General features: G+C 68.1%; 15 protein-coding genes. 5 read left to right on the plus strand and 10 right to left on the minus strand.

Annotated features, from left to right (window positions below; genetic code table 11):
• Positions 1-16 precede the first annotated feature (16 nt).
• The 5 genes from ACO2Q1_RS12780 to ACO2Q1_RS12800 all read right to left on the minus strand — a co-directional run bounded on the left by ACO2Q1_RS12780 (position 17) and on the right by ACO2Q1_RS12800 (position 3,328).
• On the minus strand, positions 17-652 hold the full coding sequence (locus ACO2Q1_RS12780) for a thioredoxin domain-containing protein (RefSeq protein WP_423329855.1): 636 nt from the start codon (positions 650-652) through the stop codon (positions 17-19).
• A 15-nt stretch (positions 653-667) separates the two neighbouring features.
• A complete protein-coding gene (locus tag ACO2Q1_RS12785; RefSeq protein WP_423329856.1) occupies positions 668-1,297 on the minus strand; it encodes a thioredoxin domain-containing protein in 630 nt (209 codons plus the stop codon).
• Between the two features lie 3 nt (positions 1,298-1,300).
• On the minus strand, positions 1,301-1,942 hold the full coding sequence (locus ACO2Q1_RS12790) for a thioredoxin domain-containing protein (RefSeq protein ID WP_423329857.1): 642 nt from the start codon (positions 1,940-1,942) through the stop codon (positions 1,301-1,303).
• 96 nt (positions 1,943-2,038) lie between these two features.
• The gene (locus tag ACO2Q1_RS12795) at positions 2,039-2,680 is read right to left on the minus strand and encodes a thioredoxin domain-containing protein (RefSeq protein ID WP_423329858.1); all 642 of its coding nucleotides are present in this window, start codon (positions 2,678-2,680) and stop codon (positions 2,039-2,041) included.
• A gap of 84 nt (positions 2,681-2,764) precedes the next feature.
• Positions 2,765-3,328, minus strand: coding sequence for a DUF721 domain-containing protein (locus tag ACO2Q1_RS12800; RefSeq protein ID WP_423329859.1), 564 nt, complete (start codon positions 3,326-3,328; stop codon positions 2,765-2,767).
• A gap of 171 nt (positions 3,329-3,499) precedes the next feature.
• Between ACO2Q1_RS12800 and ACO2Q1_RS12805 the strand changes: the two genes are divergently transcribed.
• From ACO2Q1_RS12805 to mutY, 3 genes are all read left to right on the plus strand, one after another.
• A complete protein-coding gene (locus tag ACO2Q1_RS12805; RefSeq protein ID WP_423329860.1) occupies positions 3,500-3,856 on the plus strand; it encodes a hypothetical protein in 357 nt (118 codons plus the stop codon).
• A gap of 71 nt (positions 3,857-3,927) precedes the next feature.
• Positions 3,928-4,827 (plus strand): hypothetical protein, encoded by a 900-nt coding sequence (locus ACO2Q1_RS12810; protein WP_423329861.1) that lies wholly within the window; start codon positions 3,928-3,930, stop codon positions 4,825-4,827.
• Positions 4,828-4,871: 44 nt separating this feature from the next.
• Complete coding sequence (mutY, locus tag ACO2Q1_RS12815; RefSeq protein ID WP_423329981.1) at positions 4,872-5,903, plus strand: A/G-specific adenine glycosylase; 1,032 nt, start codon at positions 4,872-4,874, stop codon at positions 5,901-5,903.
• On the opposite strand, the gene ACO2Q1_RS12820 is transcribed toward mutY, so the two are convergent.
• The 5 genes from ACO2Q1_RS12820 to ACO2Q1_RS12840 all read right to left on the minus strand — a co-directional run bounded on the left by ACO2Q1_RS12820 (position 5,881) and on the right by ACO2Q1_RS12840 (position 11,532).
• Positions 5,881-8,028, minus strand: a complete 2,148-nt coding sequence (locus ACO2Q1_RS12820) for a glycogen debranching N-terminal domain-containing protein (protein ID WP_423329862.1) — start codon at positions 8,026-8,028, stop codon at positions 5,881-5,883. The two genes, mutY and ACO2Q1_RS12820, sit on opposite strands and share 23 nt — an antisense overlap.
• A gap of 99 nt (positions 8,029-8,127) precedes the next feature.
• Positions 8,128-9,243 (minus strand): glycosyltransferase family 4 protein, encoded by a 1,116-nt coding sequence (locus ACO2Q1_RS12825; protein WP_423329863.1) that lies wholly within the window; start codon positions 9,241-9,243, stop codon positions 8,128-8,130.
• Positions 9,244-9,370: 127 nt separating this feature from the next.
• Positions 9,371-10,450: a site-specific DNA-methyltransferase gene (locus ACO2Q1_RS12830; protein WP_423329864.1), complete on the minus strand. Its 1,080-nt coding sequence runs from the start codon at positions 10,448-10,450 to the stop codon at positions 9,371-9,373.
• 90 nt (positions 10,451-10,540) lie between these two features.
• Complete coding sequence (locus ACO2Q1_RS12835) at positions 10,541-11,035, minus strand: hypothetical protein (RefSeq protein ID WP_423329865.1); 495 nt, start codon at positions 11,033-11,035, stop codon at positions 10,541-10,543.
• Positions 11,035-11,532, minus strand: a complete 498-nt coding sequence (locus tag ACO2Q1_RS12840; protein ID WP_423329866.1) for a hypothetical protein — start codon at positions 11,530-11,532, stop codon at positions 11,035-11,037. Before ACO2Q1_RS12840 ends, ACO2Q1_RS12835 begins: the two co-directional genes overlap by 1 nt.
• Positions 11,533-11,666: 134 nt before the next feature.
• Between ACO2Q1_RS12840 and murC the strand changes: the two genes are divergently transcribed.
• Positions 11,667-13,094 (plus strand): UDP-N-acetylmuramate--L-alanine ligase, encoded by a 1,428-nt coding sequence (murC, locus tag ACO2Q1_RS12845; RefSeq protein WP_423329867.1) that lies wholly within the window; start codon positions 11,667-11,669, stop codon positions 13,092-13,094.
• Positions 13,091-13,540: a hypothetical protein gene (locus tag ACO2Q1_RS12850; RefSeq protein WP_423329868.1), complete on the plus strand. Its 450-nt coding sequence runs from the start codon at positions 13,091-13,093 to the stop codon at positions 13,538-13,540. The genes murC and ACO2Q1_RS12850 overlap by 4 nt, the downstream gene beginning before the upstream one ends.
• Positions 13,541-13,623 lie beyond the last annotated feature (83 nt).

Here is a 13,623-nt window from a genome sequence, read left to right on the forward strand (position 1 = left end):
CCGCTTGGCGATTCTCTCAGCCGCCGGCCGCCTCGATCGCGGCGGCGATGACGTCCAGCGAGCGGTCGTCCAGCTTGCGGCCGTTGACGAAGAAGGTCGGGGTGCGGACCACGCCGGCCCGGGCGCCGCCGTCGATCGAGGCCTGGATGGCGCGCTGGGTGGCGGGATCGGCCGCGCAGTCGCGGACCGTCTGCGGGTCGCGGCCGGACACGGCGATGGCGCGATCATACCATTCGCTGACCGGGCCGAAGTTTCGCGCCGTCGACTGCCAGCGGAACAGGCTGTGCATCACGTCGAAATAGCGTTCCGGCGCCGAGCAGCGGGCCACGGCGGCGGCGGTCATGGCCATTTCGGTCGGTTCGGTCAGGGTCTCGCGGAAAACGAAGCGGACCCGGCCGGTGTCGATGAACCGCTCCTTGAAGTCGTACCAGTGCAGCATCTGCCATTCGGCGCTGTAGCCGCAGGAATAGGAGCCGTATTCGACCACCGTCACGGGCGCCGCCGGGCTGCCGATCACATGGTCGGCGCCGGTGACGCGGGGAAGGCCGGACTGGGCCGCGGACGAACGCGCCATCAGGCCGCTCAGGGCCGTGCCCGCCGTCAGGGCCAGGGCCAGGCGGCGGGTGGGCGTCGGCTGGGCGTGACGGTTCATCCTGCCTCGTTCCGCTTACTGCGCCGCCTCGATGGCGGCCGTCAGGGTCTGCAGCGACTGGTCCGCCGCCTTGCGTCCGTTGACGAAGAAGGTGGGGGTCGACCGGGCGCCGGCGGCCGTCGCGCCGGCGACGTCGGCGGTCAGCCGGGCCTGGGTTTCGGGGCGGTCGAAACAGGCGGCGATCTCCGCCTGGGTCCGGCCGCTGACGGCGACGGCGTCATTGAACCACTTGCGACCCTGACCGGCGAATAGCGCCGACTGGCCGGAGAAGAAGCTGCTCGCGACGTCGAAATAGCGTTCGGGCGCGGCGCACCGGGCCACGGCTGCGGCGGCGAAGGCGGCGTCGGCCGGTTCCGTCGGCAGGTTGCGGAACACCAGCTTCACCTTCCCGGTGTCGATGAAGCGCGCCTTGAACTGGGGAAAAATCTCGTTGTGCCAGGCGGCGCAGTGGTCACAGACGAACGAGGCGTATTCGATCACCGTCACCGGGGCGTCCGCCCGGCCGAGCACGCGGTCCTCGGCGGTGACGGGCGGCGGGGCGGCCGCCGTGGCTCCGGCCGTCTGGGCGCTCGCGACGCCGGCCCCGGAAAAGGCCAGCGCCACGGCGAAGGCGGCGGACGTCAAGGCGATGGACAGAGAGCGCATCGTTTACTTGGCCAGTTCCGCGTCGATGGCGGCGGACAGGTCGGCCAGCGAGGTTCCCGAGGTGCTGCCCGGGGTCGTGATCGTCTTGCCGTTGACCACGAAGGTCGGGGTGCCGGTGACGCCGGCGGCCGTGGCGGCGCGCACGCGGGTTTCCAGGGCCGCGAGGGCCTTTTCATCCGTCACGCATTCGGTGAACCGCTGCTCGTTGATGCCGAAGGCGTTGGCCGTCTTGATCAGCGAGGCGCGCGGAGTGATCGATCCCGACTGCCATTCCGGCTGGTTGGCCATCAGTTCGTGCATGACGTCGAAATACTTGTCCGGTCCGGCGCAGCGCGCCAGCAGAATGCCCGCCGTGGCGATGTCCACCGGCGGGGTCGGGATTTCGCGCAGGATGAAGCGGACCTTGTTGGTCTTGACGTACTTCTCCTCGAAGGCGGCGCCGGTCTCGGCCTGCCAGGCGGCGCAGTGGCCGCAGGTCGGCGAGGCGTATTCGATCACGGTGACCTTGGCGCCTTCGGCGGCGCCCTTGGCCATGTCGCCGTCGACGGGACCGGTCGATCCGCCGCCGCAGGCCGCCAGGGCCGCCAGGCCCGCCGCCGCGACCATGCCGAGGGCGGCGCGGGTGATGGTGGTGTTCAGCTTCATGTCACGTACGTCCGTATCAGGGGCGAAGGGGAGACGATCCAATTCCGCACACCACGATCATGCAGCGGCAAGTTTCGGACCAGGACTGAGGTGTTTCTAGTTCGCACCGAGGGCGGCGTCGATCTTTCCTGACAAACCCGCCAGGCTGCTGTCGACCACCTTCTCCCCATTGACGAAGAAGGCGGGAGTGCCCTGCACATCGGCGGCGACTGCGGCCTTGACCCGAGCGTCCATCCGTTCGATCGCCGCCGTGTCCGACAGGCAGGCGGTGAATCGGTCCTCCGAAAGTCCGGCCTTGGCGGCCACGTCCAGCAGCACCGCGCGGGGCGTGGTCGTGAACATCTCGTTCTGGCGCGCCATCAGTTCCTCGACGACGCCGAAATACTTGTCAGGCCCCGCGCAGCGCGCCACCAGAAAGCCGGCGGTCGCCACCTCGACCGGAGAGGTCGGCAGTTCGCGGAAGACGTAACGCACCCGGTTGGTGTCGACATATTTCGCCTTGAACGCAGGCCAGACGGTGGCCTGCCAGGTGGCGCAGTGCGAACAGGTGACGGACGCGTATTCGACCACCGTGACCTTGGCCCCTTCCGGCGCGCCGAGAGCCATGTCGCCTTCCGCCGGCTTCGACACCTTGTCCCCGCACGCGCCGAGGGTCAGCGTCAACAGGGCGGCGCCGGTGACGGCCGCCCGGCGGCTCATCCGGGCGTAGCGGCGTTCTGAAAGGTCGGCGTCACGCATCGGCGAATCCTGGTTGCGGCGAAGGTCGGTTCAGCTTGTCCGCAACCGTTGCGGCGAAGATTTGTCAATGCGGCGCGGCGCGCCTCAGCGTCTTGGGCTGCGCGAGAGAACTTCGCGTCCCAGCTTCGCCAGGGCGGCTTTGAGCCGGTCGGAGGCCGGTTCAAGCGACTGCGCCAGCTCGGCCTCGGCGGCGGCGTCGAGGGGGGGCGGGCGGCGGTCCGTGCGCGCCGGCTGTGCGGTTCTGGAAGCCTGGGGCGGAATCGGCCCCTGGGCGATGCGCAGCCGATCGACCGATCCCGGTCCGAGGAACAGATTCACCCGCTCCAGAATCTCGGCCGACTGATGTTGCACCAGCAGGGCGGCCGGACCCGCGACCCGCAGTTCCAGCACGCCGCTCCGGGCGCCGTCCGGGCCGGCCTTGCCGCGCGTAAGCTTCTGGGGCCGGGTGACCCGCGCCAGGCGGTCGCCGACGATCTCGCGCCAGCGAGGCTCCAGGGCGCCCGCGCCCTTGCCGAAACGGTCGTCGAGCTCCCGGATCATCCTGGCCAGGGCGCGGCCTGCGGGCGGCGCCGGTCGCGGCACCGGCCGTGTCCGCTTTCGGGACAGGATGTCCCGCGCTTCGGCGTCTGTCGGCAGGGGGCGGTGCATGGCCCGATCTAGCACCTTTGTCAGCTTTGGTCAGGCCGCTCGGAGCAAGGAACGAAATGTAAAAAACTGTTGGCTCGGCCCATTTTCGGGAATGTCGGCGTGGACGCAATCGTAAATAGGTCCTTTACATTCTGTATACGGTTGGGTTGTGGGGCTTGCGTTGTGGGCGCAGTGATCAGTTATTCCGCTTTCAAGACGGGGCAGCGCGTTCGCGCGAGCCGCCGTGCGGTTGAACCGATTGTCGGCGAGATCGTGCATGCTCTGCTGACGCTGGGCGGCTCGGCGCACCGCGACACTGTGGTGGCGGCGATCGCCGCGGGTCGGGCGGGACATCGGTGTGCGGTGGACTCCGATCTGCGCGCCGAGGTCTACGCCGGCTTCCAGCGCTATATTGATACCGGTTACACGCGCCGCGCGGCGCCGCTACTGCATCTGCCGCTCGGGCCAGGAAGTTACCGGTGGGGTCTGACGGAGGCCGGACGCCGACTGTTTGCGCCTCCCCCAGCCGCAGCTCGCAAGCTCCACTGACCTTTGGTGGAACTCGACGGCCTCGCCGTTGGTCGAAAGCTCCTGATTAAGCCGGTCCAAATTTTCCCTTCATGACTTCTACCGACAGCGCCGCCACCGTGGCCTGGCTGAACAGCCGGCTGGTCCTCGAAATCTATCGAGTGACACGTGCTCTCGTGGTGGACGATGTGGTCAGCGTGACCTTGCTGGCCGCGATCAACAACGCCAACACCAGTTACCTCGACTCGCGACCGGAGATCGCCGCCGAATACATGGGAGTCGCCAGCGTCGATGACGCCATGCGCCGACCTGCCTCCGTCAGCGCCCTGGCGCGTTCGATCGGTGTCCCACGCGAAACGGCGCGCGGAAAGGCCCTGGAGTTGCAGGCCGCCGGCCTGCTGAAGCCCGTTTCGGGCGGCTATATTCTTCCGGCGCGCGCCATGCGCGTCGGCCCGCTTGCGACGGCGATGATCGGGCACATGGGCGCGATCGATGAGTTCGTTGCGGGATTGGCGGCGGTCGGCGCCTGCGATCTGCAAGCCGACGCCAAGGTCGCAACGCCATGCGAGGCGGTCGGCGGCGGCGCTCTGCGACTGGTGGGGGCGCACTTCCTGCGCAGTCTGAGCAACGTCCTCGACATAGCGCCGGACCTGAATCTCATCAGCTTCTACATCCTCACGACCGTCGGTCATCTGACCGGGGCCCACTATCAGTTGGACGACATCGAGCCGCCGAAGGACCTGTTCGAGGTCCCGATCGGGTCGGTTCGCGGAGCGGCGGTCGCGGAGCACCTGGGCATGCCGCAGGAAACGGTCCGTCGACATCTCAAGAAGCTGGTCGGAAGCGGCCGACTTGTTCTGGACAGCGCCGGCTATTCCATGCGGTTCGATGGAGAGTGGCGCGAACTGTGGCGCCAGCGGCAGGCCCACGCCCTGGCCAACACACGTCAGCTGATCAGGAAACTAAAGGCCGTCGGGGTGCTGGACGGCTGAAGGTGGCGCTGGCTCGGCCGAGGCCGGCCGACTATCTGGGAAACATGGATCCCGCCTTCCCCGTCAACCGCGTCCGCCAGGCGCTGCTGGCCTGGTATGACGTCCACGCGCGCGTCCTGCCCTGGCGGAGCGGCCCAGGCGAGGCAGGCAGGCCCGATCCCTATCGTGTCTGGCTGTCGGAAGTGATGCTGCAGCAGACCACGACGGTCCACGCAGCGCCCTACTATGCGGCGTTCACGGCGCGCTGGCCAAAGGTCTCTGACCTCGCCGCCGCCGAGGATGCGGACGTCATGGCCGCATGGGCGGGGCTGGGCTACTACGCCCGGGCGCGCAACATGCTGAAGGGCGCGCGGGCCGTGGCGGACGACCACGGCGGCGTTTTTCCCGACACCGAGGACGGTCTGCGCGCCCTGCCGGGGATCGGGCCCTATACGGCGGCGGCCGTCGCCGCCATCGCCTTCTGCCAGGCCGCGAACGTGGTGGACGGCAATGTCGAGCGGGTCATGGCGCGTCTTTTCGCGGTCGAAACGCCGCTGCCGGCGGCGCGGCCGGAGCTGCGTCGTCTGGCCGCCCGGTTCGTGAGCGACGACCGGCCCGGCGACTGGGCCCAGGCCCTGATGGACCTCGGCGCGACGATCTGCCGGCCCCGGTCGCCGTCGTGTGATCGGTGTCCCGTCGCCTTCGCCTGCGCGGCGCTGGCCTCCGGGGATCCCGCCCGTTTTCCCTTCAAGGTCGCCAAGGCCGAGCGCCCCCGGCGGCGCGGCGTCGTCTGGGTCATGATCGACGGCGAGGGGCGGGTGGCGCTGGAGCGGCGGCCGGAGAAGGGGTTGCTGGGCGGCATGCTGGGCCTTCCCACCTCGGACTGGTCCGATGCGCCGGATGAGACCCCTCCCGTCGCCGCCCGGTGGTCGGACGCCGGGACGGTCGACCACGTCTTCACCCATTTCGCCCTGACCCTGTCGGTGCGCGTGGGCCGGGCCGAAGGCGGCGACTGGGTCTGGACGGATCAGGCGGCGGCGATCGACGCCCTGCCCACCGTCTTCGCCAAGGCCCTTATCGCGTCGTCACGATCCTGAGGTCGCCGCGTCGCTCGCGAGGCGTCACGGCGACCTGGTCGCCCAGCCTCACGAAGTCGAGGGTCACGGACGCGTCGCCGACCGACAGACGCGAGAGCGACAGTCGCTCAACCCCGGCGGGCAGGACCGGGCTGTCCACCGACACGGTGCGCGCCGCCGCGTCGATCGACACCCCCAGGGCCGCCTGCAGCATCATGAATACCGACCCCGCCGCCCAGGCCTGAGGCAGACAGGCCACCGGATAGGCGATCGGCGGCTCGCCCGATCGCCGCTCAAAGCCGCAGAAAAGCTCGGGCAGGCGCATGTGGAAGTGACTGGCGGCCGAATGGATTTCGCCCAGGATCAGAGCAGCGGCGTCCCGGCGGCCGTACCGCGCCATGCCGGCGACGGCCATGGCCGTGTCGTGCGGCCAGACCGAGCCATTGTGGTAGCTCATGGGGTTGTAGCGGGCCTGGCCGACGGCGAGGGTGCGCAGTCCCCAGCCGCTGCGGAACTCGGCCGTCAGCAACCGCCGGGTCACCGCATCCGCACGCGCCGCGGTCGGCAGACCCGAAAACAGCAGGTGGCCGGCGTTGGACGCCACGGCCTCGCACGGCCTGCCATCGCCGTCCAGCGCGACGGCGTAGAAGCCCTCGTCTTCCATCCAGAACCGGTCCTCGACCAGGAAACGGAGCTCGTGGGCGCGTTCCTCCCACGCCTGGGCGCGCGCGTCGCCGATGGCGGCGCCCATTTCGCACATCGCCATCCAGGCGGCGTAGGCGTAGCCCTGAACCTCCAGCAGGGCGACAGGGCCTTTCGGGAAGCGGCCGTCCGCGTGAAAGATCGAGTCCTCCGAATCCTTCCAGCCCTGGTTGGACAGACCCGTTTCGGCGGCGCGCTGATAGTCGATCAGTCCGTCGCCGTTGGAGTCGCCATAGTCGATCATCCAGTCCGCCGCCGCGACCAGCTGAGGCCACAGGCGGCGGATCAGGGCGTGGTCTCCGGTGCGTCTCGCATAGGCGCCCGCCAGGGCCACGAACAGACAGGTGGTGTCGACGCCGCCGTAGTAGAGGCCGAACGGCACTTCGCCCAACGCGCTCATCTCGCCGCCGCGGGTCTCGTGCATGATCTTGCCGGGGCGACTGTCGCGGAACGGCTCGCTGTCGGTCGCCTGACGGCCGGCCAGATAGGTCAGGACCCCGCGCGCCAGCGACGGATCCAGCCACAGCATCTGCCAGGCGGCGATGATCCCGTCCCGTCCGAACGGCGTCGAGAACCAGGGCGTGCCGGCGTAGGGATAGGGGCCCGTCGGCAGATCGGTCGTCAGCAGGGCCATGTCGGCGCGCGACTGGTCCAGCCACTGGTTGAACAGTGGATTGTGCGGCGAGCGCAGGGAGGCGCCGGCCCGCCGCTTGCGGCGCATGGCCAGTCGGGCCTCCAGCATCATCCTGCGCCATCTCCCCGGGTCGGGCGCCTCGCAGGCGTCGGCGCCGCATTCCAGGAACAGTTCGACCCTGCGTCCGGCCGGCAGGCTGAGCATGAACTCCGCCCGGCGTCCGTTGAGCCGTGCGGGCGGCTCGGAAAACGACAGGCAGCTGGCGCGTTCCACGCCGTCGAGCCCGAGATAGCTGAAGGCGACACGGCGGCCGTCGCACACCGGCGCGCGCAGTTCGCCCCGCCGCTCGCGCCGCGTGCCGCGCACCTCGAAGATGTCGGCGAAATCGGCCCCGAACTCGAACGCCAGGGGCAGCAGCACGTCCTCGACGCCGTGGTTGGCCGACAGGACGCGCTCGAACATCCGTCCCTGCCACAGAAAGCGCCGGCGCTCGATATGGATGACGCCGGCCGGCGCGGAGCGCCCGCCCATCGGCGGCAGCGGGCGGTTGGTCAGATGGGCGGTGAAGAAGACGTTGTCGCGCGACACGGCGGAACTCAGCCGGGACGGCCGCACTCCTCCGACGGTCATCACCAGGCGCGACAGCAGCCGGGTGTCCGATGCGAACAAGCCGTCCGGCCCGTTCTTCAGGTCGCCCCAGCCGTCGGCGACCAGAAACAGGTCGCTGTCCTTCAGCGCCTGCAGCATGTCCAGGCCGCCGGTCTCCGTGGCCTCTGCGGCGGTCGTCTGGACCGAATAGCTGTCGTCCATGGCCTAGCCCCGCTTGGTTCAGGTTCAGGGCGAGCGTTCCACCCGAATGCGGCGACCCTCGGTCGCCTTCATGACAAATGGCCGACGGTGCGATGGGTTTCAGAGGGCGACGGCGAAGCTGCGGTCTTCCTCCGGCGGAGACAGCCGGCGCACGACATCGGCCAGGGGCGTTTCCGCATAGGGCCGCCGCGCCAGCAGGTCGCCGTAGACGTCGAGATAGCGTCGCGCCATCGCTGTGGACGAGAAGCGCAGTTCGAACCGCGCGCGGATCGCCTCGCGGTCCAGGTCGCCGATGCGGGCGGTCGCCGCAATCGCCGCCTCCATGTCATCGACCAGGAAACCGGTCGCGCCGTCCTCGATGATCTCGGCCGTCGAGCCGCAGCGGAAGGCGACCACGGGCGTGCCGCAGGCCATGGCCTCGATCATCACCAGACCGAAGGGCTCGGGCCAGTCGATGGGGAACAGCAGGGCGTCGGCCCCGCCCAGGAAATCCGACTTCCGGGCGTCGCCGATTTCGCCGACGAACTCGATCAGGGGATTGCCTTCGACCATCGGTCGGATGACGTCCTCCCAGTAGAGCTTGTCGGCGGCGTCGACCTTGGCCGCGATCTTCAGCCTGCGCCCCAGACGGGTGGCGATCTCGATGGCCCGGTCCGGACGCTTCTCCGGCGAGATGCGGCCGAGGAAGGCCAGGTAGCCCTCCGACCGGGGCGAGAAACGATAGAGGTCGGACGGCATGCCGTGATGCACCGTCGCCTTCCAGTTGGCGAAGGGCAGGGGGCGTCGCTGATCGTCCGATATCGACACCAGGCCGAAGTCCGGCCAACGGCGATAGACTTCGGGCAGGTCCTTCATGTCCAGCCGCCCATGCAGCGTCGTCACCGTCTTGTCGGCCCAGGGCCGGAAGATCGGGAAGTGGATCATGTCGGTGTGGAAGTGGACGATGTCGAAGTCGTCGATCCGCTCCATCACCCGGTCCAGCATGGACATGTGAGCGGCCAGATCGGACTTCAGCGGCGCGGGATCCAGCCGGATCGCCTGGTCGCGAACGGGGATCAGGCGCGCGCGGGTCCGTGCGTCGGCGCTGGCGAAAAGAGTGACCTCATGCCCCAGATCGACCAGAGCGTCGGTCAGATGGGCCACGACCCGCTCGGTGCCCCCATACAGCTTCGGCGGAACGGCCTCGTACAGCGGGGTGACCTGGGCGATTTTCATGGCGTTGCTCCGGCCCCTCATCGAGCCAGAGTCGCAATGATTTCGCAGGTGCGAAGGTTCCGCCGGAATTCGGCAGTTTTCTATATTTTTCGGTTGCTTAAGGCAAAGCTGGCGTCGCTGCGCGCGTCTACTGCATCCCCGCGCGGATTTCGGCGCGCAGGGCGTCGATGGGCTTCATGCCCTGGTCGGTCTTGAACCGCCAATAGGTCCAGCCGTTGCAGGCCGGGGCGTTGTCCATCAGGGCGCCCAGCTTGTGGATCGAGCCGGTCAGGGCGCCGTGGATCAGGCTGCCGTCGGCGCGGACGCGGGCCTCGCGCTCGCCGTCGGGCGTATAAAGGCTGTCGCCGGGCCGCAGCAGGCCGGCCTCGACCAGGGCGCCGAAGGGCACCTTGGGTTCCTGCTTCCTGGAGCCCATGACCTTCAGGTCTTCGGGATCGGCCGGGATCACGGCGGCGATGCGGGCCTCGGCAAGGTCGGCATAGGTCTCGTCGCGCTCGATGCCGATGAACTTGCGGCCCAGGCGCCGTGCGGCGGCTCCGGTGGTCCCGGTGCCGAAGAAGGGATCCAGAACGACGTCGCCCGGCTTGGTCGCCGCCATCAGCACCCTGTGCAGCAGGGCCTCGGGCTTCTGGGTCGGATGGGCCTTCTTGCCTTCGGCGTCCTTGAGCCGTTCATCGCCGGTGCACAGGGCGAAGGTCCAGTCGGAGCGCATCTGGGTGTCTTCGTTGAAGGCCTTCAGCGCGTCGTAGTTGAAGGTGTAGCGCTTCTGGTCGCGCGAGCGGGCGGCCCAGATCAGGGTCTCATGGGCGTTGGTGAAGCGCGTGCCCTTGAAGTTCGGCATCGGGTTGGACTTGCGCCAGATGATGTCGTTCAGCACCCAGAAGCCCAGATCCTGGATCGCCGATCCCAGGCGGAAGACGTTGTGGTAGCTGCCGATCACCCAGATCGAACCTTCGGGCTTCAGCACCCGGCGGCATTCCCTCAACCAGGCGCGGGTGAAGGCGTCGTATTCGGAGAAACTGCCGAACTTGTCCCAGTCGTCGTCGACGGCGTCGACCTTGGAATTGTCCGGCCGCAACAAGTCGCCGCCCAGCTGAAGATTATAGGGCGGGTCGGCGAAAACCATGTCCACCGAGGCGTCCGGCAGTCCGCGCAGGCGCTCGATGCAGTCGCCGCGGAGAACGACGTCGGTCAGGAGTTCGGACATGGAAACGGCCCCGCGGAAACTGGAGACCGAATCCTGAATCCTTGTGGTTAAGGCGTCGTTTATGGGCGAGCCTGCGACGAGGTTTCGTCGTCAGCGCTGCGACGCGCGTATCCTCAGATAGGCGTCCGCGGCCCAGGCCCGCGCCGCAGGGATGTCGTCGACCAGGATGTCGGCCGACGCCGGCGTGGGGTGGCAGGCATAGGCCAGTATGGCGGCTTTCTCGGGCCCATTCGGGCGCTGCATCCTGAAGGGCGGGGTCGTTTCGTCCACCGGCGTCTCGCCCAGGAAGATCCGGTGAGCGCGATCGCCGATCAGCCCGGCCTGGCAATCGATCCGGGTCTCGCTGATGCGGACGTCCCATTCAGACACCTGGCCCAGCAGGGCGGGGGTTTCGAAGATCGTGACCGTGCGGACATCGACGGGCGAGGCTTGCATGCGTGGAAAGGCGTGCTGTTCCGGCATGAAGACGATGGAGAATTCGTCGGCGTGCACTAGCCTCAGTTGCTCGTCTGCTTCTGACGTTGCGGATGGGCTGTCGGCGGCGCCGGCGATGATCGCCGCCGATAGAATGATCGATCCGAGCATCACGGCGCGGGCTTCAGGCGCAGGTCGGCATAGGCGCGGGCGGCGGCCAGGTCGGCATAGGTCGGGCGAGGCGTGGCGGGCGCAGGATCACACACCGCCTTGACCGGCAACACACCCAGGGTGTCCGCCGCATGGGTCGACCAGGTGGCCACCTCGGTCAGCGGCGTGCGGTTGACGAAGGCCGTGCCGTTGAACTGTTCCGAGGCCCGATTGATTGTGGTGCGGTCGGCGCAATCGACGGTCATGCGCACCGCGCGACCGAACGGACCGGTGGCGTTGGAGCGTGCATGGTCGGCCCCGCCGAAATGCCAGACCCAGATGGTGTGCTGACCCGTGGCCGGGGTCGCCGGAAGATCGGAGACCATCACGACCATGGTCGAGCTCTTGCCCATATAGACGAGGTTGCGCTCGGCGGCGGACGACTGGGCCAGGACGGGCGAAGCGAGGGCGGCGGCCACGGCGATCGCGGACAGCAGGCGCGGCTTGGAATGGGTCATGGGCTTCCTCCGAGACTTGTCGGCGCAGCCTCCGGCTTCAGAGGCCTCGATAGAACCCACGGTTTCTGACGATGTCCCCACCGCCGGCCAGGGGAACGGGTGCAATCGTCCGAAAGCCCCGCTATGACGCCTCGATGATCGCACGCCTTCGCCCCGTTCCGTTCGACCTCGGTCCCGTTCATTTCGTCGGCATCGGCGGCATCGGCATGAGCGGCATCGCCGAGATCATGCTCAAGATCGGCTATTCGGTGCAGGGGTCCGACGCCAAGGCCAGCGCCAACACCGAACGGCTGGAGAAGCTGGGCGCCCGCATCTTCGTCGGCCATGACGCCGCCCACGTGAGCGAGGGCGTCTCGGCCGTCGTCTATTCCACGGCGGTCAAGGCCGAGAACCCGGAGATGAAAGCCGCGCGCGAGCGGCGCATCCCCCTGGTCCGGCGGGCCGAGATGCTGGCCGAACTGATGCGGCTTCAGTTTTCGATCGCCGTTGGCGGCACCCACGGGAAGACGACGACGACCTCGATGGTCGCCTGTCTGCTGGACGCGGCGGGGCTGGACCCGACGGTGGTCAACGGCGGCATCATCAACGCCTACGGCACCAATGCGAAAGTCGGCGACGGCGACTGGATCGTCGTCGAGGCGGATGAATCGGACGGCAGCTTCCTGCGCCTGAAGTCGACTGTCGCCATCGTCACCAACATTGATCCGGAGCACCTGGACCACTACGGCGATTTCGACCGGGTGCGTCAGGCGTTCGTGGATTTCGTCGAGAACATCCCCTTCTACGGCTTCGCCGCCGTCTGTCTGGATCACCCGGAGGTGCAGCGGCTGGTGGCCGGCGTCGATAACCGGCGTCTGGTGACCTATGGGCTGAACCCGCAGGCCATGGTGCGGGCGGACAATGTGGTCATGGGGCCGGACGGCTGTCGGTTCGACGTGGTGATCCAGAATGGAGAGACCACGCGGATCGAGGGCCTGCATCTGCCCATGGCCGGGGGGCACAATGTCGCCAACGCCCTGGCCGCCATCGCCGTGGCCCGCGAGTTGGACGTCGCTGACGAGGCGATCAAGACGGGCCTGGCCGGTTTCGGCGGGGTCAAGCGGCGCTTCACCACCACGGGCGTGGTCGGCGGGGTCCGCATCATCGACGACTACGGCCACCATCCGGTCGAGATCGCCGCCGTGCTGAAGGCCGCGCGCCAGGTGGTCCAGACCGCCGAGGGTTCGGGCCGGGTCATCGCCGTGGTCCAGCCGCACCGCTACACCCGGCTGCGCGACCTGATAGACGAGTTTTCGACCGCCTTTTCCGATGCGGATTCGGTAGTGGTGGCGGACGTCTATCCGGCGGGCGAACAGCCGATCGAAGGCGTCGACAAACATGCTCTGGTCGAAGGCGTGCGCCGCTACGGCCACCGACAGGTTCAGGCGCTGGAAAACGCCGCCGTCCTGCCGCGCCTGATCAAGGATGAGGCCAGGGCAGGGGATCTGGTCGTCCTGCTCGGCGCCGGCGACATCACCAGCTGGGCCTACGCCCTGCCGGCCCAGCTGGAGGCGCTGGGGTGACCCAACATCCCGACAGCGTGGGCCTGATGAAGGCCCTTTACGCTCAGGGACCTCAGGATCTGGAGGACGGCCCCTATCTGAGCACAGGGATCAACGACGCCTTCATCAACTACCGACACATGTTTCCGGAGCTGATCAGCTATCGTGGCGGTCTGTTCGTCGAAGCGAATTTCGACAAGACCACCGTCGATGAGATGTTCGATATGGCCCGGTTTGGAGGTGGGGCCTCGGCTGTCGCCGACGCAGAAGCGCAGATCAACTCCATTGGGCTCTGCGCTGAAGCCGTCGAGGCCGGCGATCTCGCTGCTGCACAGGCTTCGGCGGAAGCCATCGGTTGGGTCTGGAAGCGATGGATCAAGGAGACCTACGACGTTGAAATCGAGGTGGTGGCCCATATCGGCGACGAAGACTCCTGGGTGACCTTCCGGTCGGCTGGCGCGGGGTGATCCTGGGGTCCGCAGGCCGCTTCTGCGGGTTCCGCTGCTCCTTTCGGCGCCAGCCCGCTTGCCTGCCTTTGGACAGGTATATA

This window comes from Brevundimonas sp. VNH65 (genome assembly GCF_049445955.1).
Lineage (GTDB): Bacteria > Pseudomonadota > Alphaproteobacteria > Caulobacterales > Caulobacteraceae > Brevundimonas.